Here is a 22,879-nt window from a genome sequence, read left to right as displayed (position 1 = left end):
GGAGTTAATATGAGCGTACTACGTTCGTTATTCACTGCTGGGGGGCTGGCATTAGGCTTGTTATGGAGCATTGCAGCCTCTACTGCGACACCTCCCGCGACAGAGACGGGTGAACGTTGGGTTGTTACTCAGCAACGTAACCCAGATGCAGCCTGTTTGGATTGTCATAAACCCGACAAAGAAGGTATGCATGGCACTCACGCATCGGTCATTAACCCTAATAATAACCTTCCCGTTACCTGTACCAACTGCCATGGTAACCCAGGCCCTCATCACCGTGAGGGGGCTAAAGATGTGATGCGGTTTAACCACCCTATGTATAGCGTGGAGCAACAAAATAGTGTCTGTATGTCATGTCACTTACCCGAACAGCTACAAAAAGCGTTTTGGCCACACGATGTTCATGTGACTAAAGTTGCCTGTGCCAGTTGCCATGATCTGCATCCAAAACAAGATACGATGAAAACACTTAATGACAAAGGTCGCGTAAAAATTTGTGTTGATTGTCACTCAGACCAACGTAATAACCCTGACTTCAATCCAGCGGCGGTAAAATTGCTTAAGGAGCAGCCATGAGTTGTTCGCGTCGTCAGTTTATTATTTATGCAGGAGCCTTGGCGGCGTCAGGAGGTGCGACACTCCATAGCCTCGCAAATACGATGAAAATGGATGGCGTACGTTACGGCATGATCCACGATGAAACCTTATGCATAGGTTGTACTGCTTGTATGGATGCCTGTCGAGAAGTCAACCAAGTCCCTGAAGGGGTTTCTCGGCTAACCATTATTCGCAGCGAGCCAATTGGTCACTTCCCAGATATCAAATATCGCTTTTTCCGGCATTCATGTCAGCACTGTGAGCATGCACCTTGTGTCGATGTTTGCCCAACGGGCGCATCATTTATTGATAAAACGACAGGGATTGTCGATGTTAACCCAGACCTATGTGTTGGTTGCCAATATTGTATTGCGGCTTGCCCTTACAGAGTAAGATTCATTCACCCAGTCAATAAAACTGCCGACAAATGCGATTTTTGCCGAAAAACAAACTTGAAAAAAGGTAAACAACCGGCTTGTGTCGAAGCCTGTCCAACCAAGGCATTGGTCTTTGGCAATCTGGATGATCCTAACAGTGATATTTCTCTTATGTTGCGTCAAAAAACCACGTATCGCTATAAAATAGCCCTCGGTACTCGCCCCAAAATGTACCGAGTTCCGTTCAAATATGGGGAGGTTAGCCAATGACAACTGCTTCTGCTTTCCATTTTGAATCTTTAGTTTGGGATTGGCCCATTGCCGTTTACCTCTTTCTAATTGGTATTTCAGCAGGGTTAGTGGTGCTTGCCGTGCTATTGCGTCAATATTATCCGTCTGAGGCAACCAGTAAGAGCACACTAATGAGAGCCACTCTATTTCTGGCACCGACGACCGTTATTTTGGGATTACTCATTTTAATTTTCCATTTAACACGCCCATGGACCTTTTGGAAATTGATGTTCCACTACAGTCCGACCTCCGTCATGTCGATGGGGGTTATGCTCTTCCAAGTCTACATGGTGGTACTCGTTGTCTGGTTAGCTAAAGTTTTCGAAACTGAACTGGTCGCAATACAGCAAAAATGGCTACCGCGTTTTGGCTTTATTCGCTCATTATTAAATTTATTCACACCTGCTATACGTGCCATTGAAATCACCATGCTCGTACTGGCGGTATTATTAGGGGCTTATACCGGTTTTTTACTTTCCGCGTTAAAATCCTATCCATTCTTAAATAACCCTATCTTACCTGCTCTCTTTCTCTTTTCAGGGATCTCATCGGGGCTTGCCGTCGCGCTCATTGCTTTAGCATTGCGCTATCGCCAAAATGTCCATAACCCAGAAGCGCATTTTCTACATCGCGTTGAAGGCTTTGTCGTTTGGCTGGAAATCTTCTTATTAGCGGCTTTCTTTGTCGGTTTAGCATTAGGGGATGATGGCAAAATGCGCGCGCTTATCGCAGCACTTGGTGGAGGCTTTTGGACTTGGTGGTTTTGGATTGGTGTGGTTGGCATTGGTTTTATGATCCCACTGGCCTTGAAAAAATGGGTCAATAATAGCCAAAGTGCCGCCCGAGTGGTTTTTGTCAGTAGTGCGAGTTTGGTTGGGGTCTTTTTATTACGTTTCTTTGTCCTTTATGCAGGGCAATTAACGGTCGCTTAATTAACACAAACAAGGTGCTCATTGGAACTTATACTCCCTGAAATCGGGTTTATTAGCTTGCTGTTAACACTCTGCATAACCAATTTTCATGCCTTGTTTGGGTTGGTTAGTACCTACAAACACACCCAAAAATCACGCTTACTTGGGGTTTATTGGTCTACTCTGCAATTTATATTTCTCGTTATTGCGTTTCTTTGCCTAACTATTTCCTTTATTCAAAGTGACTTTTCGGTGGTGTATGTTGCTCAACATAGCCACCGTTTATCCCCTTTATTAATAAAAATAGCGGCGGTTTGGGGTGGGCATGAAGGTTCACTCCTTCTTTGGGTGCTTTTACTGTCGACTTGGCATCTGTTATTCGCTTGGCGCTATCGCAAACAAGATCACCCCTTTTTTGCTTTAACCTTAGCTATTCTTGCCGCAATGAGCGCAGCGCTACTTTGGTTTATCGTGCTCTATTCAGACCCTTTTATGCGGCTCTTTCCGCCCGCGATTGAAGGTCGCGACCTCAACCCAATGTTGCAACATTGGGGGCTTATTTTACATCCTCCGCTACTTTACTTGGGTTATAGCGGCTTGATGGTCGTCACATCATGCGTTTTGGCTTCGCTGATTGCTGGAAATTTCAGCCAAACTATTGCATGGGTTTGTTGGCGTTGGGCCGTACCAAGTTGGTGCATACTTACCATGGGGATCACGCTAGGCTCATGGTGGGCCTATAGCGAATTAGGATGGGGCGGTTGGTGGTTTTGGGATCCTGTCGAGAATGCCTCACTGTTGCCTTGGCTAGCGGCAACCGCCCTACTACACAGTTTAGTGGCTTCGCGAAAACAGGGAAGTTACCGCCATTGGTCGATGATCTTAGCCATAGTCACATTTATTTTATCATTACTTGGCACGCTTATTGTTCGTTCGGGCATACTCGTGTCAGTCCATGCATTTGCCCTAGATAATGTTCGTGCAATACCATTATTTTTATTATTTATTAGCATGAGCATCGTCGCCTTACTTATTTATGGTTGTAAGGCGAAACCCGCAGTATCAGCCTCTAAACGGGCATTAACTCTACGCGAAATCTATTTACAGATGACATTGATTTTATTTGTGGTTGTCCTGTTTATTGTGTTAGTCGGCACGCTATATCCCATGCTCTACAGCCTACTTGGGTGGGGAAAGATATCAGTCGGAGCGCCTTATTTTAACCAAACATTACTGCCTTTTGGCTTAATTATGCTGATGGTTATCGGCGCTTGGGCCGTGGGGAGCCTCAAATCATCTACCCGCTCTTTTTTCCGTTGGCGTTTGTCTGTTAGCATCATTGCCGCTGTAATCGCCCTACTTTTGCGATGGAGTGATGCTAAATTTATCGCGAGCGCAACGGCTATAATGGTTGGCTTACTGTTGCTATTATGGCTACGCCCTCTCAATGAAATACAGAAGCGACTAGCCTCATTACTTGCACACACTGGCGTGATTATTTTTGCCACTGGTATTGCTTTTTCTACTGTAAGCAAACAAGAAATCAGTGCCAATATGACGGTTAATCACACCGTTTCACTCGCCGGTTATCAATTTAATTTCAAGCAATTACAGTTGGATACTCAATCCAATTACACCACTGAAAAAGCGCTCATTGCCGTTTATCAAAAAGATACATTTATTACACACCTTGAGACTGAACGTCGATTTTATACCGCTCGCCAACAGATAATGATTGAACCTGGTATGCACTGGGGATGGATGCGAAATTGGTACGCCGTATTAGGTGAAAAGACGGGAAATAACCGCTATGCGCTACGATTCTATGTGCAAGATGGTATCCAGTGGATCTGGGGAGGGGCTTTTATCATGTGCATCGGTCTCTTTATTGGGTGGTTTAAAGGGCGAAGTCAGCATGAATAAACTCTTGCATTATGTTGTTCTAACGTTATTACTTATGGCGACGAATATAGCCAAAGCCGACATTGTGGATACTTGGCAATTTGCTACCGCAGAACAGCAAACAACTTCATTACAAATTGCGGCTCAATTACGCTGCCCTCAGTGCCAAAATCAAAACCTGCTCGAATCCAATGCCCCTACCGCTGTCAGTATGCGCCATCAAGTGTATAAAATGGTAGCGGAAGGGAAAACTGAAGCTGAAATACGCTCTTATATGACCGAGCGATACGGTGATTTTGTACTCTACAATCCGCCATTACACATGGGAACCATTGTACTCTGGAGCCTGCCTTTTATCGGATTCATCTTTGTCATCGCCCTGCTCTATTATTTAATAAAAAAAAGAGCCTCAGTACCGCGAACAAATCAACATAATTCAACGGAAGCTACCATTACTCCGACGTCTAAGCTGTCCATACAATTAACTCATGAAATTCCATCACAGCACGCCGAAGTGAAGCGCAACGATACCCTTTCTTATTATGCTATCCATTTATGCGTAGCTCTATTACTGCTCCTTACAATAGCAGGGTATTTTTTTCTACCGCGCTTTAGCGTCACTTATCATGAATACCAGCGCATCTCAGACCCATTACATATATTGACCCCACTACAGCAACAACAAAGTGATCTGATACGCTTACAAAATAATATTCGACAATCCCCCCAAAATGGTGACCTTTGGGCAATCCTCGGTGAATATTATTTATATCAAAATAGCTATGACAATGCCTTGATTGCCTATAACCAAGCACTTAAATATACAGGAGAAAACGCGCAACTTTATTCAGCTATCGCGACTGTGCTCTATTATCAAGCGGGGCAACAGATGACTGAAGATACAATGCAAGTAATAGAGCATGCATTATCCATTGATAAACATGAAGTGACCGCTTTAATGCTATTAGCCTCAGACGCCTTTATGCACGCCAACTATGAAAAAGCCATTAGCCTATGGCAACAACTACTCGATAGTAATAGCCCTAGAATTAATCGTTCACAATTAATAGAAGCGATAAATATGGCAACAATAATGAAAAATAATCATTAAATCATTTTTTGATTATTTTTCATTTAAAGTACATACACGTCATCAATAAAAAACTTAAAATAACAATAACTATTCAAATAAACTTAACATAACAATTTATTATTAATTGTAACCCTTTGTCTTTAATTGACTATTGTTATTTCATCCCCATATAAACACGCCTATGCTTATGCTACCTTAATATCGCCTAATTCTAAAATCACTACTATTATTCAAATATAAAAAGAGTAACTTCATGAAAAAGAATATATTTTCATATTTAATTATTGCTCTTATCGCAGGCGGCTCATTTGTTGCTGGCATGATGGCAAATTATACCCCTGATCTGGATATCGTTAAAAAATCACAAAAAGCAGTGGAGGATTTCCTTACATTTCCCGAAACCGCCGAATATAAAAATGTTCATTACTATGAAATTCGGCAAACACTCGATCACGGAATACTTGGTTATGTATGTGGAGAGGTACTCGTTTTTAAAAGCGAAAATTCCTTTGGCTATAAACGATTCCTCGTCAAAACATATATGCACCAAGATGGAAGAAATGTCGTTTCTATCCCTTTAATTGAACGTTCTGGAAATATTTTTCCTAACGACAACTTCAACATCATCTGGGATCAATTTTGCCGTGAACAATCTGATAAGAAAGAATAATCTCTTTTGACGCCTGTAGTATGCAACTTAACCTTTATCAGCTCACCTTTTTGGCTTAGTAATAAATCACTCTTAATAAACCAGCACGCCCTCTTTTCTTCAACCCATTGATGAATATTGTTAATCTCCTTCAATTCATGTCTATTTATTACATAAGCCAAAAAGCCAATCTATTGAATACACAAGAAAATTTTACATAAGCAATATTAATATCTTTAAAAATATTAACACTTGACGTGTGTTTTGATACACAGTTCACATTTTTATCATCGGATTTATACGGTACATTAGTGTCAAGTCAAACGAAGGGAGAGATATCTCATCATTGAGGAATAAAAATTAATGTTGATGTTCTTTAATCACATTAACCAGTATCAATGTCGTTACACCATAAAATAGTAAATAATAATATTCGCAAAAATAAAAGTATAATATTTAACCAGTTGAATACTGAATTCTAATACCAGGGAATTTATTAGTACCAGTGTTATATCATTTCCTATCTGATATAGCGCGTAACAAAATATTACGCTTGTAATATAAAATAACATGCTAAGTTGAATACTTAAGTTATTATCATATAAACATTATATATTTAAGCTATGTATCAACGAAAAGCTAAGATATTTATTAAAAACTAACGTCTTCATCATGTACGTAGATATGCTATAGTACCGATTGCATAATTATAATATCGCTGTAAAGAACAAATCATGTAGTAGTGATTTCATTCAGTTAGAGTCCCTAAAGGGACTCTTTTTTTTTTATGTTTTAATATGGAAAAAAGCAATTAATACAAATCATTACCATGGCTTGCTATCACTTTTTTATACCACCAAAAAGATTTTTTACGTATCCTTGTTAGTGAGCCAGCTCCCTGATCATCTTTATCAACATACACAAAACCATATCGTTTACTCATTTCGCCTGTTGAAGCAGAGACTAAATCAATACATCCCCATGAAATATATCCCATAATGGGGATACCATCAGCGATAGCATCACCTAAAGCTTGAATGTGTGAACGATGGTAATCGATTCGATAATCATCAATAATTTCACCATCCTCATTTAACTTATCATGCGCCCCCAAACCATTTTCTACTAGAAATAATGGTTTTTGATAGCGATCATAGAGCATGTTTGCGGTTAATCTTAAACCGAGAGGGTCAATTCCCCACCCCCACTCACTCTGTTTTATATACGGAGAGCTTAAAGATTGTGCAGCATTAATCGACGGGTTTGTACCATCCCCCATATCCGCTGAGGCACAACGAGAGGCATAATAACTAAACGAAACAAAATCGACGGTATTTTTAAGGATTTGCTCGTCCTCTTCCGTGACCAGAAGTGTCACCTTGTTTTCACGAAAAACACGTTGTGCATAGGCGGGATAATACCCACGCACCTGTACATCAATAAAAAACAAGTTTTCACGATCTTTTTCCATTGCCGCCCATACATCTTCTGGTTTAGGCGACCAAGGGTAATATCCACCACCTGCAAGCATACAGCCGACTTGGTTTTGAGCATTGACTTCGTGGGCTATTTTTGTCGCTAATGCGCTAGCAACTAATTGATGATGAGCGGCTTGATATTTAACTTGTTCGCTATTTTCCCCTTCTTCAAAGACTAACCCTGATGATGAAAACGGCGTATGCAATAGCAAATTAATTTCATTAAATGTCAGCCAATATTTCACTATCCCATCAAATGCTTCAAAGCAGGCTTTGGCATAGGTCACAAAAAAATCAATCATCTTCCGGTCACGCCATGAGCCATACTCAGTGACCAAATGCATCGGAACATCAAAATGGCACAAGGTTACTAGCGGTTCAATATGATATTTTTTGCATTCATTAAATAAGTCGAGATAATAGGCGATACCTTCTGGGTTTGGAGTGACTTCATCCCCACGCGGAAATAAACGGCTCCATGCAATCGATGTGCGAAATACCGAAAATCCCATTTCTGCCATTAGCGCAATATCACGCTTGTATTGATGATAAAAATCAATTGCCAAATGGCTTGGGTAATATTCATCATCTCGTAATTTAAAACGTTTTTCGATCCCCATTTTTACCGGATGCCTGTTAGCTCCATAAGGAATAACATCTGCAATACTGAGTCCTTTCCCCCCTTCAAAACAAGCCCCCTCCGCTTGATTTGCCGCTATTGCACCACCCCACAGAAAATCTTGAGGAAATAGAGATCCTGGCATAATTACCCTCATTCAATAGTGAAAAAATTATTTACTTTCTGGTTAACAAAAATTTTTTATATTTCTTTGGCGATACTGTTTTTGTTTAATCTTACCTATTAATTATTTATTGATAATTAATGACGGTAATATCTATTAACTCCCTATTAATCATCTTTATTAATCACAAAATCAGTAGAAACCATTGCGGTAACAGCCACAACTATCCGTCGATTAAAGATAAAAACAATGCCATTTTGAATAGTAATTATTTTTTGTGATGCACCACACACAATAAAAAACCACACACGCAATAAAGCGCTATGCCACATCATTCATATCGATAAAATAATAATCATTTGATTGATTATTTTATTTACAATATTTATCTATAAGGGGGAGTTTTGTTAGAGAATAATGTTTTTATTGATAGGATAAATTAAAAAAAGCGCCATAATTACAAAAATCTAATACTATCAATCAGTTAACAATCACTTTTTACTTACTTTACTAAATACCACTATCGTTTTTTGATCATTAAAATAGTGGTTTGAAGTAGTAAGGTGATTAAATCATAAAAGATAGCAACAAGGTGCCCATACTCTCAATCATGTTTTCCTGGCAGAAATACTCCAATGGGTTAAAAATCATATTTATGGTATTGATAATGGAATAACCTAGTAGGTCAGTTATATCAACTGTTGGCATACTCATTCCTCATTTTGATGGCTCTCAGCAGGATAAATAATCCAATTAAAACTATCAATCAGAATCGTGTTAAAACTCATCTATTAAATACACCACCTATTTATCCCCTTTGTCAATATTATGTGATGACTAAAATACAATCGATAAGCTAAAAAATGTTTTCACTGCCTTTAAATGAAAACATGCTAAATCGCCCAATAACCCTAACTTATCTTAAATTTATCGATATCAAATCGTGATTATTACCTGACGTTTTAATTATAATAGCATCACAATATAATTAAATCACCTATATAGTGGTTAATAGAAGGCTTATTTAGAATATGCGAGATATTTTATTAAAAGAATAAAATTGTGAAGTCGATCAATGTGAAAACCACTATAAAAAAGTTAAGTATTAACACTTAACCTTATTTCCACACCAACTTAATCATTGATGTTTTAATAATAATTCCAGCATGAAATATTCTTATTAGAAAGGATAAGAATAAAAAAATAACCCATTCAAATCAATCAGATGGAAACAACATCCATTGCCTTTTATATCTCTTTATTATTTTAATTTAAATATTTCATCGTAATAATAAATTTTATAAATTACTTTTTACGGCCCTGCATTAAAAAAAGATAAAAATCAGCCAGTTTGATAATTTGGTATAATATTAAATAGCACAAATAGCTAATAAAAACTTCAATAATTTATTTAAATCATATACACTCAGCATGAAACGATAAAAAGGAATTGTTATGTTTAGATTTTTTGAAACATTTTTTAATGAGCTGTCCAATATAATGACTGCAAATAGCCGACGTATCATTGTGACAATCTTAGCTGTCGCAACGATTTCAACAACAGTAACCATGGAGTCTATCAACATCTATTTTATAGCCGCATTTATATTTATTAGTTTTTCACTATATCTACCTGAAATATATAAATTTATAATGAACAGGGTAAACTAAGTAACGTTGAATACATTGAGCTATAACATTTGACTTTGTCTTTTTAACAACACACATGCACCTGTTTTTGCCGTTAGTTGATTAAAAATTACGTATTAGCACCTAATTCACTTTTTACCATAAATCAAAAGAGCAATACGTAATCAGTAAAAATAACTACCAATAGTCACTAATCACATCTGCAAAGATAAAAGCCTGCGTATTGTTATCCTTAAAGTCAGAGTAAATACCTACGACCCGCCTTAAATACAGTTAGCTTCATTTGTAATGATGCTCAATCGCTGTTTCTTCCTTTAAATACCTATTAACCATGGCTGCTTTGTCACCTCACTTTCTATATCTTACGACAACCAATCAACCGATATAAATTTCTACCATCATGGTACATCACCGTATTACTACAGCTTCAAAAAGTAGCTGTATCCGTTAGCGTAAATACAATCATTCCTTTCTGCATAGAAAGAGATAAGAAATTAAATGGCCCCATTAAAGGATTAACATATTTTGTATTTTTCTTTACACGAATGAGATGACTCCCCTCCTGCATGGATTCTCGAATGCGCTAATAGCGGCCTTATTTAGCATTAGCATGAGAGAATAGATTGCAGAAAGCAAAAAATGCCCTCACAAGGAGGGCTGTTATCAAATATGGGTCGGATAACTTAAAATCGATTTAATCTAAAATCTGTAAAGGCTAAATGGTTTCACATCCAATGAAGGTTCTTTACCTAACAGTAGATCTGCCGTGATTTCAGAAGAAACAGGGCTTTCTGTCATACCCCAACCTGTCGCGGTGTTAATCACCAGACCTGGATATTCATTAACTTGAGAAATGATAGGATTCTCATCTGGTGCTATCGCCATCGCACCACTCCACTGGTCGATAAGTTTAGAGTCTTTAAATGCAGGGAACTCTGCTTTCAATTTCTCTAATGAAGAATTTAGCTCAGGAATATCTGGCAGTGCGGTCATATTCCTATTTTTCTCAAACGGAGAAACTTCGTCTAGCTCCCAGTGTGTCGGTTGTGTAAATGAATTAATTAACTGTTCATTTAATGAAATGTGTACTGGGAAATCTGGCATTGATAGCAATGGCAGATATTTATAACCATAGATAAATGATTCTTTTACGACTGGAGCGACGATTACACGAGGCGAAGTCGCATAGGTGCCATCAGCTTGCTCACGGAAGAAAATGTTACCTGGTAAAGCGACGTTACCACCCGGTGCAGTAGGTGAACCACTGATCAATTGCTGAGATTGGTAAGCCGGTAATGTTGGTACGTCAACATTCAGGTTTTGCATGAACAGTCTAGACCATACACCGCCAGCAACAACCACTCTAGAAGTTTTAATCGCACCTTTTTCTGTCACAACATCAGAAATTGCACCCGCTTGAGTTTCTAAGCCTCTTGCAGCACAGTTTGTGTAGATCTTAACCCCAATTTTTTTAGCGTATTCCGCCATAACAAAGGTTGCAATCTCAGCATCTAGGCTACCTGAGTCTTCTTCAAAACCGGCGATTGTCCAATTTGATGTAGCTCCACGAAGGCGCTGATTTAATTCATCACCTTCAATAATTCTAGTTTTGAATGGAATATCTGAACCGACATTCTTACTTCTTGTATCAATCCATTTTCTGACGTGATCTAAATCTTCTTCATCAAGAGGAACTTCTACGCGCCCTTGAGTACGATAGCTAGTATCGACACCCACTTTCGCATTCATTTCTCTCCAACGCTGTTTACCAATATGATGAAGCAGGAATGTCTCATCAGGCATTTTGTAAGTAATGACTTGGCCATAGAATCTAGAAGATTGTTCGCCAGCAATATTCCCCTTCTCAACGATTACAACAGACAAGCCGCGTTCAACAAGATTGATAGCGGTCATAATACCTAAAATACCAGCACCAATCACAACAACGTCAGCTTGCTTAGGTAGAGGACCTGCGGTTCCTTCAACAAACCCATGTCTCGGTGTGCCAGGAACAAATCTACCTTCTCGAGTTAACATCGGGGTTAAAATTCCCGCCCCACCAGCCACGGCTACAACAGCCCCGCCGATAAGAAACTTTCTTCTAGTTATTGCCATTTTAAAACATTTCCTTTTATCAAATGAACGTCAGTATCTAAATAATAAGATCATCATTTAATTTTTATTTGTAACGTAATTGTATTCTAATTTAGATTAAAATTAAATTTATTTGTTAAAAATTATTTTTAATGAATGTTTATTCATAAAATAAAAATAGAATATTAACTAAATAAAACTGAATACTTTTTAGACAAATAGCAATGCAAAACCCCTATTCTATCAATATCGGAACTTCTGCAAGATATAATATATTTAGCGCTAACAGAAAAATGACAAGTCACTATAAATGAATAGTTATTTTCATTATCTAAAAGAAAAACACTTGGTCGCTAGGGAGAATTTGTAACATCTGTAGGAAAATTAACCTATCGTAGACCTACGATTTGGGCAATATTAAAGCTAACAGGATACGTTATTTTACTTAAGTATTTTATCAATTCATTTTTAGCTTAATATATCAATAACCATTAAAAAAAGGGGGACTCTTGAATCACTCTTACGGATATTATTGACCACTTATTAATTAAGGTCTTTTTATGCCATCGCACTTTACTCTCTATTATTTTAAGATTAAATTTCACACTAAAATTAACCTTATTCTTTGAGCTGTTATGACGAGACTATTCATGTTAGTTAAAGCTATTTAATGGTTATCTCATATCTCACCACAATTTAACCTACAGTGCTTACGTATTGTATTATCAGTACCTAAACCCCGACTTTCTTCGAATCAAAGAATAAATTATATTGATATAAAACTGGGAGCTAGAACAAATAATAGGCGCCCTTTGTCAACCTTTTCTCACTCATTCATTTTCATTGCTAGGCCTAGCTTTGTCGGTATTTCCCTTTCAAGGCTGATCAAAAAAATCATGCTTAAAAATAAGGTGGTCTAGAGAGGTGCTGATCTGATATCAACTAACTGTGCTATATTCAATTTAGTCTGATATAAAAATCCCCCAGTCCGAGTTAGGAGCTTCCTCCTAACTCATTGGATATTAAATGATGGCACAACAATAATTCTTTTTGCCTATAAGAAGTGATTGTGATGAAACTTATTTTTTATATTTATTATAAAATTCTTCACCGCACATCACTTTAGTAAAGTCGCTGCCAACGGTCATTACAGATAAAGGCTTAACTTTATCGACATAGATAAAGTGGTTTCTAATCTTATCTTTTTCTTTCACTGGTTTTACTTGACCATTTTCTATTTGGTCAGAGTCATAATTCACACAATACCCAATTGTGTTAGCCGTTTTTTTATCTTTTACCACCATGATTTCATTATATTTAAAACGATAACCTTGGTTGTCTTTAGCTAACTGTTCTTTCGTTTTATCGCTTCTCGCAAAAGGGCTTGATACGCGATATAGAGCATCAGCATATTCAGCATCCATTTTTTTGCTGACAAACTGTTGATCAGCAGAGCTAGCAGAAGCGTAAGTCACACCCTGCTGTGTTGTTTTAATACTATATGCTTCCCATTCCTCTGACTCTTGAACAACTGGGTTGGCGTCGCTCAGAATATTCGCGAATTCACCCCACATATCATTATTTGAGCTACAGCCTGTAACCAACAATGTGGCGGCGCTAAGTACTGTAATTGAGAGAATATGTTTTTTCATTTTTACCCTAAAAGTTAAGATTAATAGTACGCGATAGATTTGTAACCAATGATTTTTAAAGTATTTTCATTGTATCTAGGAAATAAATAATCTGCAAATAGGTGCCTTAATATCAATTACCATTAAATTTATCAGATAAATTAAGCATAGAAACTACAAGGTAATAAAAAAACTATCACATCAATTTAATCCGATATTTAAAAATAAAATTTCTATCAATAGCCCTAATGATGGGCACTGAGTTTATATAAAAAGTCGACGGAGGTTGTGATCTGTCTCTTTCCTACTCTCGATTTGTTCATCACGACAAAATGAAATTTAAAATAAAAACACACATCATTATTAAGTATTAATAACTAAATTTGTCAGATATATCTTAATTCTCACTTCATTAAAAATAAGAAATATCCTACTCACCAAGAGAATTAAATACTATACTTTGATTTTTATTGTTCGTATGCAGCATACGATGGTCAGTAAAATTAAAGGCTGGACATTCATGTTTTCTCTACGCGGCTACGCATTATATTTTTATATTTTTTCTATCCTCTTTTTTATCGCACCGCTTGTCTATGTCATAATAAATGAAGATAAAAATAACTTACTGACCTTCTTAAGCAGCCTTACAATAATTTTTTATGTTATCGTCTGTATGGCAATATTTTTTTAAATTAAGGTAATTAGCAAAATAAAATTCGCTATTTTTATAGTCTCCTTCTTTGTGCGATACACGTTTTTTAATATTCTTTGCCTTTTCACCTTCTTAAGTCATTTTTCAGTATCGAGGTATTCAGACTAGCCAATGATTAAGCGATAAGTTCAATAACAGCATTTAGTTTCGCCTTAGCCCAGAGGTTAGCCAGCTACCACAGTCACAGCGATCAATTAACGTCACATTTTAAGCAAAGGCTCTGCTTGAGCATGCCAATCTCAGTTAACTCTTATTTAAAATATTACCCCTCTTTTTTATTATCTGACTTATCTCTTACATTGGATTCTTACAAGCAAGGTACGAATATGGGCGTTTCTATTTATTATTCCGCAACAAAAAAGACTCATTTCAATTTTGAAGAAAAAAATACGTTTGAAACCATGGTAAATCAGTTGAATCAAGCCTTTCCATACAAAGAAGATGCGGAGACTCTCTATTTTTATGAAGAGCCATCAGATCAATTCTTACTACAAGGTTCAACAAAATTACCACTTGATGATGAGTCCATTTTGCTCGAGTCTATCGATTACTGGTTAGATTGTCTTTCGCAATTAACTCTAGCGTTTTCGACAGCACAATGGAGTGTTAGCATCGAAGACTCAGAAGCTACATGGGTTGATGATCATTGGGAAATGTAATATTACGGGTAATCTAGAAATAGGATTATTTGCTATAATTAATTATTCCTATTCCCTCTCTTACCAATAAATACCCTTTATGTTTGAAGTACCAAATAATTAAAAAGACCCAACCAATGCGGGTCTTATATTATAGGGGGAATCCCCCTTATCTTGCGTCACCATTTTCTAAATATAGAGAGAAGGCTCCCCATCAGGGCGAGTTTTAAACCTTCTATGCGCCCACAAGTACTGCTCTGGTGCTTTCATTATTTCTTTCTCTAGTACAGAGTTAATTGTCGCGGCATCATGTAGCGCATCGCTAGTTGGGTAATTGACTATTTCTTTCCCTAGCACCAAGTCATAACTAATACCATTACGGTTACGTAGCAGTGTGACAGTTAATGTTGGTGAGTGAGATAATTGAGCAAGCGTTGATGTACCTTTTGACGTTGAAGTATTTTTGACTGAAAAAAACGGAGCAAATACAGTTCCCTTTCGACCAAAATCTTGGTCAGGTGCGAACCAAATGGCCTTGCCACTTTTTAATTCTTGAACCATAAATCTTAAATTTTTACGATCAATCATTCCTTTGCCAGAACGACATCGACCCTTTGTTTGAATATATTCCATTGCTTTGTTGTTATGTGGTCGATACATCGCATTTACAGGAAAGCATAGCCCCATAATTCTGCCACCTAACTCCAGCGACATAAAATGAACCCCAACGATAATTACCCCTTTATTTTTGGCAATAGCTTCTTGATAATTAGATATTCCTTTGACTTGAAAGAGCTTTTTAATTCTTTTATCACTCCAGAACCACGCTATTCCGGTTTCAAATAACGCAATACCTAGCGATCTCAAGTTTTCGATAACTAAATCGTCTATTTCTTTGCGGTTTTTATTTGGAAAACACAATTCTAAGTTTCTTTTTATAATGGAAACTCGTCTTTTAATAAAATACTTCGAATTAACCCCCAAAAATGCACCAAGCCGAACAAGCCATTTATAAGGGAGTTGAACCAATAAAAATAAAATAACAATTCCTAACCATGTTGTAGCGTATTTGGGATGGAGTAACTTTAGGGAAAACAGGTTGTTAGCGTACATATGTATCTCAACACTTCGTCTTTGCGATATGCAATGTAAGTTAGACAGTTATTCTTATTTTTAATTCAAAAATTTCATCAATCCGCCATCGTCTATTTACCCTTTGTTTTCAATAAGATAAATGATAGAGAAAAGATATCAATCACTTTGTAATGATTGATTTTATATATCACGCACCTAATGTGTATAAAAGTTTAAATCACCATTTAGCGAAGACATATCAAAAATAGTTAAAAACACTAACTCATCATACCCCTAATAATAGCTATGAGTCTTATCATCTATCAAATTTTCTGCCATTTGTTGATTTTAAATAGGCATATTCACTATAGGGAAGTCTGATAATAATATTATCTTTATCAATAGCGCTTCCTAACATTGTCATTCTACAGAGTAAATTAACCTTGCCGACTCTCTGCATACATAATCCGTCAGGACTTTCAAAAAAACGCATATCACCTTTCTTCCACATAACAACAGTGACACCATCCGGTATTGCGCCTATTGGCTGAACAGTAAAAATTGTCAGCTTATTATATGCAAATACTGATATTGCACTGATTAAAACAATAAATATTATTAGTATTTTCTTTATCATTTAACAGCCTATCATCTCACCAGTATTTGTTATTGTGCACGTATTCCCTTCGCTATCAGATGTATGGCATCCAGAGCTGTCACACCAACTTTTTATCGAGTATTCATTGCCTTCACTATCAACTGAAAAGACTTCAGATGAACCATCCGCATAGTCTCTTGAGCCAGATGTTATTGAATATGAGTTACCTTCAGTATCATACGATTCAATAATATTATCGCCTTGTGCATTAGTACTCGATCTTGTACATGCTTGATAGGTACTATCACCTATACACTCCTCTGCCATTGCCGCTGTTGATATAAATGCCACAATAAGCGTATAGATTGTTTTATTTAGCAGCTTCATCCTGCCTCACCGATTAATTTTATTATTTAAAGGAATTGCACTGTTTTAATAAACTAGAAATCTCAATAAATATAATCTAATTATTAATCTTAAAATAGCGAAAAAAGAAGCCTGTACAGCTTATTGGAAAGCGCACAGGATAATCATTTATCATTTTTAGGCTGCCTATACGGCAGTACACGTAAACTAAAAGATGCAACCGCTTTACCATTTTTTCTAAGCTGCCTATACGGCAGTACACCTTTTCGCTCTCACTCTAACCTCGCCCTTAATTTTCTAAGCTGCCTATACGGCAGTACACGTTAGGCGGATTAAATGCGGCATTTGAAGCTCTTTCTAAGCTGCCTATACGGCAGTACACCTTCATGATTGTCTTTAATACATGCATATAAATTTCTAAGCTGCCTATACGGCAGTACACTACAAGTGTTTCCGCTGGTTGATTGGGATATTTTTCTAAGCTGTCTATACGGCAGTACACTTTCATTTAGCTTATCGCGCCCGTTATCATCATTTCTAAGCTGCCTATACGGCAGTACACAATGTGCAGTTCAGCGATATCTTAAATCGATGTTTCTAAGCTGCCTATACGGCAGTACACATGCTGACGGCAAAATGATGCTGCCTAAACGCTTTCTAAGCTGCCTATACGGCAGTACACACATGCCCCCCAGAAGCTTGGGATGCGCATATTTTCTAAGCTGCCTATACGGCAGTACACTATAAACTATCAGGAAAAAACCTTCGTGCAACAATAAATTATGGCTAATTTGTGCAAAATACCTTATTTTTTAGAGGGTATCATAACACTTTGTTTTTAAACAGAATAAAATTTCAATAAAAATAGAAGGTAAAATAAGATAACTATCACGCATCTTCCCCCCTTCTTACATCAAAAGAGATAGAAAGAGCCTTATTTGGAGTGGTCAACAAAAATTGGTCACCGTTTTAGAGTTTTCCCAATACAATCGTTCTGATTCATTGGGTGTTAAGCCACCGTTATATTGATGGGGTCTAAGCTGACTATAATACCCGATGATATATCGTGTTATTTCTTGCTGTGCTTCTATGGAATTACGGTAGCCTAAAATGGGTACCCATTCTGTCTTTAAACTTCGAAAAAATCGCTCCATCGGCGCATTATCCCAGCAATTACCTCGCCGAGATAAACTTTGCTTTATCTGATAACGCCATAATAATTGGCGATATTGGCGGCTTGTATAATGACTTCCTTGATCTGAATGAAACAGGATATTCCTTGGCTTACCTCTTGATTCAAAAGCCATTGATAATGCTTTTCCTGTTAGCTGGCTATCCGGTGAAAATGACATCGCCCAACCAATGGGCTTTCGAGCAAATAAATCCATTACAACAGCAAGATACATCCAGCGGTTACCTGACCAAATATAGGTCACATCACCCACCCAAACTTGGTTTGGCTCCGTGACCGCAAATTGACGTCTGAGATGATTCGGTATTTCAACGTGCTCTTGAGTCGTTTTTTTATATCGATGCTTCGATGTTTGACAACTCACCAAGCCAAGTAATTTCATTAACTTACTTGCACGATAGCGCGTTAAAGGAACCTGTTTTGTATTCGATACAATGTCAGCAATAGTACGAGCACCAGCAGAACCGTGACTACTTTCATGGGCTTCTCGAACAAGAGCCCGAAGCCGTGTTTGTTCCACTGACGGTATCTTTGAGCGATGACGCCAATATTGATAGCTACTGCGATGAACACTGAACACGTTACACAGTTGTTTAATACTAAAGCGCCGACTGAGTTTCTCGATCAGCGAGAATTGTTCAGAGAGTCCGACATCACCAGCGCTGTAGCCTTTTTTAAGATCTCATTATGCTCTTCAAGTCGTGCAATTTTCTTTTTCAATTCACGGATTTCGACTTGTTCTGGCGTCATGGGTGACGCTTTCGGTGAAATCCCTTTGCGTTCTAGCTTGAGTTGCCGAACCCATTTGTCCATGGTTGATTTACCGACGCCCATGGCGTTGGCGGCCTCGACTACGGAGTAGCTTTGGTCAAGCACCAGTTGAGCGGCTTCAAGTTTAAATTCAGCACTGAAAAGTCGTCTTATACGTTTCGCCATAATTATTACCTATCTGTTTATGAAGTGATGATATCACCTCTGACTTGGTGACCAAATTAACTATGCCACTACAATTAGAAGCTACGGATAAAACAATCTCTTCAAAAGTAACAGTGACATTTTAACCTTCGCTTGATTAATCAACTTATTACAATAAGGACCATTTTAATGTATCTATTAAAATGGCCCTTATTGTTAACTCATTCAACGTATAAACTTACTCAGTAATTTCATTCCGTTTTACCGATTTTAAAGGTTATGGATTGGTTTTGTGTACCGTGCCATGACGACTTTACAAATAATCAAAAATACTGCCCTACTTGCCATAAGGGCATTTGGTCTATTCCAACAAAGAATGTCGCTGATAAACATTAACCTACAACAATGATTTCAAAGCATCATTTACTTTATTCTGCACCCTTGTTTATCAACGACAACTTCACCATCTTCTTTGATAAATTCATTTTGTTGCTGATTAGGTAATATATCTAACACGACTTCAGAAGGCCGACACAACTTTACGCCTAGCGGAGTGACGACAATCGGCCTATTAATCAGTATCGGGTACTGCAACATAAAATCAATGAGTTGGTCATCTGTATAGCTATCTTGTTCTAAATTTAATTGTTCATAGGGTTCGACATTTTTTCGTAATAACGCCCTTACCGTGATTTTCATATCGGCAATAAGTTTTACTAACACATCTCTAGAGGGTGGTGTTTCTAGATAATGAATAATCGCCGGCTCAATACCACTATTGCGGATCATTGCAAGGGTATTACGTGAAGTGCCACAATTTGGGTTGTGGTAGATGGTGATCTCATTCATTGGGTTACCCTTAATTTAACAATGAAAGTCGAAGCACTAAAGCAACGAGTGTGACAATGAGCACAGGGATCGTCATGATAATCCCTGTTTTGAAATAATATCCCCATGTAATGGTCATGTTCTTTTGTGATAACACATGTAACCACAACAATGTTGCTAAGCTACCAATTGGTGTAATTTTTGGACCTAAATCTGCGCCAATTACATTGGCATAAACCATTGCTTGCTGAATTACCCCTGACGCTTCACTCCCTTCAATGGATAGAGCACCAATTAATACCGTTGGCATGTTATTCATTATGGATGATAAAAATGCGGTAATAAATCCAGTTCCCAGAGTTGCTACCCATAACCCTTTATCGGCAAGGTAATTGAGCGTTTCAGAAAGATAATCGGTTAACCCTGCATTTCTTAAGCCATAAACCACCAAGTACATACCTAAAGAGAAAATGACGATTTGCCACGGTGCACCACGTAAGACTTTTTTGGTATTAATCGTATGGCCTCTGGCTGCAATCACCCAAAGAATTAAGGCGCCAATTGCAGCAATAGCGCTAACAGGAATACCTAATGGTTCTAAGACAAAGAAACCGATGAGCAACAGCACCAATACAAGCCAACCTGCTTTAAACGTTGTCATGTCCTTAATGGCTAAAGCAGGCTCACTCAATTTAGTCATATCATATTGCTTAGGAATATCTTTACGGAAAAACCAATGCAGCATCACTAACGTTGCAATAATCGCCGCGATATCCACTGGCACCATAATTGAGGCATATTCAGTAAATCCAATATTAAAGAAGTCCGCAGAAACAATATTCACGAGGTTTGAAACGATAAGCGGTAAGCTCGCTGTATCTGCAATAAAACCCGCCGCCATGACAAACGCTAACGTCGTGCCTTTGTTGAAACCAAGTGCAAGTAACATCGCAATCACAATGGGCGTTAATATCAATGCCGCACCATCATTGGCAAATAAGGCTGCAACAGTTGCACCAAGCAATACGATATAACTGAATAACAGCCTTCCTTTACCACCGCCCCACTTGGCAACATGTAATGCCGCCCATTCAAAGAAACCACTTTCATCTAAAAGTAGGCTAATAATAATCACTGCAACAAATGTCGCGGTGGCATTCCAAACAATGTTCCAAACAATCGGAATGTCTTGAAAACTGATCACACCAAAGATCAGTGCTAATACAGCCCCTACTGTAGCACTCCAGCCAATCCCCAACCCTTTGGGCTGCCATATAACAAACGTAATCGTTAGAACAAAAATTAATGCGGCAATAAACATAACAACCTCGTTTAAAAGGTGCTTTCGTGCACCTTTTATTTTCTAAAAATAAAACTTATTCTGCGAGCTGACTTAATGCGGATATCCCCACAGGCTCAGTCTCAAGTAAAGGAACGATAGCAACACGTTTTGCTAACGTTGATGCCACCTTTTCAATCTGAACGACTTCCTGCTCTGCCCTTGAAAGTAACAATGGTGAGGTAGTTTCCGTGATAGATAGGCTATTATTAATTACCCACGCCCACGGATGTATATCTGCCCGTATTAAGTCATTCTGTAAGTTTTCCGCCTCAAGCACAGGCGTTGTTTCAGCGAGTGTCGTAATAATGACTTTGGTGCGCTCAGGATCTTGTAATTGCATCATAGGGGTCAAAAAGTGGCCTTTTTTGCCCATTTTCTTAGCAATTTCTTTATGATATGCCCCTGTTGCATCAAGAAGTAATAATGTATGTCCAGTCGGTGCAGTATCCATGACGACAAAACGTTTCCCTGCGTCTCTAATGATGCGAGAAAAGGCCTGAAACACAGCAATTTCTTCAGTACATGGAGAGCGCAAATCTTCCTCAAGTAATGCACGCCCCTCTGCATCTAAATCTTTCCCTTTTGTTTCTAAGACATAATTACGATAGCGTTCAGTTTCGGCGATGGGATCAATTCGGCTAACTTGAAGATTGGGTAAAACACCATCAAGTGTTGATTCAACATGAGCAGCAGGATCTGATGTAGTCAGATGCACATCAAGCCCTTTTTCTGCCAATTTAACCGCTATTGATGCTGCAATCGTTGTTTTCCCAACACCGCCTTTGCCCATTAACATAATCAGCCCATGTTGTTGCTGAGATATTTCCCCAACCAGTTCTGACAAGGAGGGTAAAGAAATAGGTTGTTTTGTCGGAGTAATGGTTGAAAATTGTGGCATGTCATTCGATAACAACTGCTTCAATGCATCGACACCAACCATATTGATATTTTGTAAATAAAGAATATCAATGGGTAACGAACGCAATGCCTCAGGCAGAGACTTTAATGCGGCTTGCTCTCGAGAGTAGAGTGCATGGGATAACTTATCATTTTCAGTCATCGCCGTTTCCGGGAAAACACCATTTATAATCAATTGTTGATTTTTGATACCCAGAGAAGACAATTCACTATAGGTCCTCGCAACCTCCCTCAAAGCGGCTGACTGAGGACGTGCAACCAATACTAACCTTGTTAGTGAGTTATCACTCAACGCTTGCACTGCCATGCTGTACTGCTCACGTTGTTTTTCAAGGCCAGACATTGGGCCTAAACATGTCGCACCGTCAGGATTGTCACTAATAAAATCACTCCACGCGCTCGGGAGTTGTAATAAACGGATGGTATGCCCCGTAGGTGCGGTATCAAAAATGATATGGTCAAATTGGCGGGTAATTTCGGTATTGGTTAACAATCCAGTAAATTCATCGAAAGCCGCAATCTCTGTGGTACAGGCGCCTGATAGCTGCTCCGTAATGCTTTGAATTACCGCTTCAGGTAAACTTTCTTTGATTGGATTAATAATTTTATTTCGATATTCTTCGGCAGCGGCTTGAGGGTCTATTTCAATGGCAAATAGGTTTGGAACCAATGTTATTGGCTGAATATTGTTGCCAATCGATTGAGAAAATACCTGCCCAACATTAGAAGCCGGATCCGTACTCACCAGTAAGACTTTTTTCCCTTCCTCTGCCAACTTGATTGCTGTCGCACAGGAAATAGAGGTTTTACCCACCCCCCCTTTTCCAGTGAAAAATAAATAATTAGGTGTGCTGTCTAAAAAATTCATTTTATCGCCCCT

At 38.1% G+C, this 22,879-nt stretch carries 18 protein-coding genes and 1 CRISPR repeat array; of the genes, 8 read left to right on the top strand and 10 right to left on the bottom strand.

Annotated features, from left to right (window positions below):
* Positions 1-9: 9 nt before the first annotated feature.
* The 6 genes from nrfB (at position 10) to I3B46_RS06155 (ending at position 5,841) form a co-directional block, all read left to right on the top strand.
* Positions 10-576, top strand: coding sequence for a cytochrome c nitrite reductase pentaheme subunit (gene nrfB / locus I3B46_RS06180; RefSeq protein WP_004922230.1), 567 nt, complete (start codon positions 10-12; stop codon positions 574-576).
* Positions 573-1,244 (top strand): cytochrome c nitrite reductase Fe-S protein, encoded by a 672-nt coding sequence (gene nrfC, locus I3B46_RS06175; RefSeq protein WP_104872881.1) that lies wholly within the window; start codon positions 573-575, stop codon positions 1,242-1,244. Before nrfB ends, nrfC begins: the two co-directional genes overlap by 4 nt.
* A complete protein-coding gene (nrfD, locus tag I3B46_RS06170; protein ID WP_004922237.1) occupies positions 1,241-2,197 on the top strand; it encodes a cytochrome c nitrite reductase subunit NrfD in 957 nt (318 codons plus the stop codon). Before nrfC ends, nrfD begins: the two co-directional genes overlap by 4 nt.
* A 21-nt stretch (positions 2,198-2,218) precedes the next feature.
* Positions 2,219-4,099, top strand: coding sequence for a heme lyase CcmF/NrfE family subunit (locus I3B46_RS06165; RefSeq protein ID WP_104872882.1), 1,881 nt, complete (start codon positions 2,219-2,221; stop codon positions 4,097-4,099).
* Positions 4,092-5,189, top strand: a complete 1,098-nt coding sequence (nrfF, locus tag I3B46_RS06160) for a heme lyase NrfEFG subunit NrfF (RefSeq protein WP_104872883.1) — start codon at positions 4,092-4,094, stop codon at positions 5,187-5,189. The genes I3B46_RS06165 and nrfF overlap by 8 nt, the downstream gene beginning before the upstream one ends.
* Positions 5,190-5,424: 235 nt before the next feature.
* Complete coding sequence (locus I3B46_RS06155; protein ID WP_004922246.1) at positions 5,425-5,841, top strand: hypothetical protein; 417 nt, start codon at positions 5,425-5,427, stop codon at positions 5,839-5,841.
* 790 nt (positions 5,842-6,631) lie between these two features.
* Here I3B46_RS06155 and ascB read toward each other — a convergent pair.
* The 3 genes from ascB to I3B46_RS06140 form a co-directional block, all read right to left on the bottom strand.
* On the bottom strand, positions 6,632-8,062 hold the full coding sequence (gene ascB, locus I3B46_RS06150; RefSeq protein ID WP_104872884.1) for a 6-phospho-beta-glucosidase: 1,431 nt from the start codon (positions 8,060-8,062) through the stop codon (positions 6,632-6,634).
* Positions 8,063-10,390: 2,328 nt separating this feature from the next.
* On the bottom strand, positions 10,391-11,806 hold the full coding sequence (locus tag I3B46_RS06145) for an NAD(P)/FAD-dependent oxidoreductase (protein WP_004922269.1): 1,416 nt from the start codon (positions 11,804-11,806) through the stop codon (positions 10,391-10,393).
* Between the two features lie 1,058 nt (positions 11,807-12,864).
* The gene (locus tag I3B46_RS06140) at positions 12,865-13,437 is read right to left on the bottom strand and encodes a hypothetical protein (protein WP_014656465.1); all 573 of its coding nucleotides are present in this window, start codon (positions 13,435-13,437) and stop codon (positions 12,865-12,867) included.
* Between the two features lie 1,104 nt (positions 13,438-14,541).
* Between I3B46_RS06140 and I3B46_RS06135 the strand changes: the two genes are divergently transcribed.
* Positions 14,542-14,787, top strand: a complete 246-nt coding sequence (locus I3B46_RS06135) for a hypothetical protein (protein ID WP_231405907.1) — start codon at positions 14,542-14,544, stop codon at positions 14,785-14,787.
* Positions 14,788-14,955: 168 nt separating this feature from the next.
* Here the strand turns inward: I3B46_RS06135 and lpxL are convergent, their stop codons facing one another.
* The 4 genes from lpxL to I3B46_RS06115 form a co-directional block, all read right to left on the bottom strand.
* A complete protein-coding gene (gene lpxL / locus I3B46_RS06130; protein ID WP_036941256.1) occupies positions 14,956-15,879 on the bottom strand; it encodes an LpxL/LpxP family Kdo(2)-lipid IV(A) lauroyl/palmitoleoyl acyltransferase in 924 nt (307 codons plus the stop codon).
* A 277-nt stretch (positions 15,880-16,156) separates the two neighbouring features.
* Positions 16,157-16,477: a hypothetical protein gene (locus tag I3B46_RS06125; RefSeq protein WP_004922284.1), complete on the bottom strand. Its 321-nt coding sequence runs from the start codon at positions 16,475-16,477 to the stop codon at positions 16,157-16,159.
* A complete protein-coding gene (locus I3B46_RS06120) occupies positions 16,478-16,825 on the bottom strand; it encodes a hypothetical protein (RefSeq protein WP_004922288.1) in 348 nt (115 codons plus the stop codon).
* A gap of 153 nt (positions 16,826-16,978) precedes the next feature.
* Positions 16,979-17,546: direct repeats of the CRISPR family, unit length 28 nt; unit sequence TTTCTAAGCTGCCTATACGGCAGTACAC.
* Positions 17,547-17,751: 205 nt separating this feature from the next.
* Positions 17,752-18,932 (bottom strand): IS3 family transposase gene (locus tag I3B46_RS06115; RefSeq protein ID WP_104872885.1). Its coding sequence is split into 2 segments (ribosomal slippage): positions 17,752-18,677 and positions 18,677-18,932, totalling 1,182 coding nucleotides; the frame shifts between segments, so codons are not numbered across the junction.
* A 258-nt stretch (positions 18,933-19,190) separates the two neighbouring features.
* On the opposite strand from I3B46_RS06115, the gene I3B46_RS22660 reads away from it, so the two are divergent.
* Positions 19,191-19,307, top strand: a complete 117-nt coding sequence (locus I3B46_RS22660; protein ID WP_113742863.1) for a putative zinc ribbon protein — start codon at positions 19,191-19,193, stop codon at positions 19,305-19,307.
* Positions 19,308-19,334: 27 nt separating this feature from the next.
* On the opposite strand, the gene arsC is transcribed toward I3B46_RS22660, so the two are convergent.
* Genes arsC through arsA form a run of 3 tightly spaced genes read right to left on the bottom strand, consistent with a single transcriptional unit; the run spans position 19,335 to position 22,867 of the window.
* On the bottom strand, positions 19,335-19,760 hold the full coding sequence (arsC, locus tag I3B46_RS06105; protein WP_014656469.1) for a glutaredoxin-dependent arsenate reductase: 426 nt from the start codon (positions 19,758-19,760) through the stop codon (positions 19,335-19,337).
* Positions 19,761-19,770: 10 nt separating this feature from the next.
* Entirely contained in the window at positions 19,771-21,060 is a 1,290-nt protein-coding gene (locus I3B46_RS06100) for an arsenic transporter (RefSeq protein ID WP_004922295.1), read from the bottom strand.
* A gap of 55 nt (positions 21,061-21,115) precedes the next feature.
* Positions 21,116-22,867, bottom strand: coding sequence for an arsenical pump-driving ATPase (arsA, locus tag I3B46_RS06095; RefSeq protein WP_042116859.1), 1,752 nt, complete (start codon positions 22,865-22,867; stop codon positions 21,116-21,118).
* Positions 22,868-22,879 lie beyond the last annotated feature (12 nt).

This window comes from Providencia sp. 2.29 (genome assembly GCF_015832305.1).
GTDB classification, from domain to species: domain Bacteria; phylum Pseudomonadota; class Gammaproteobacteria; order Enterobacterales; family Enterobacteriaceae; genus Providencia; species Providencia stuartii.
Note: the sequence above shows the minus strand (reverse complement) of the source record. Positions and strands in the feature narration are given on the sequence as shown.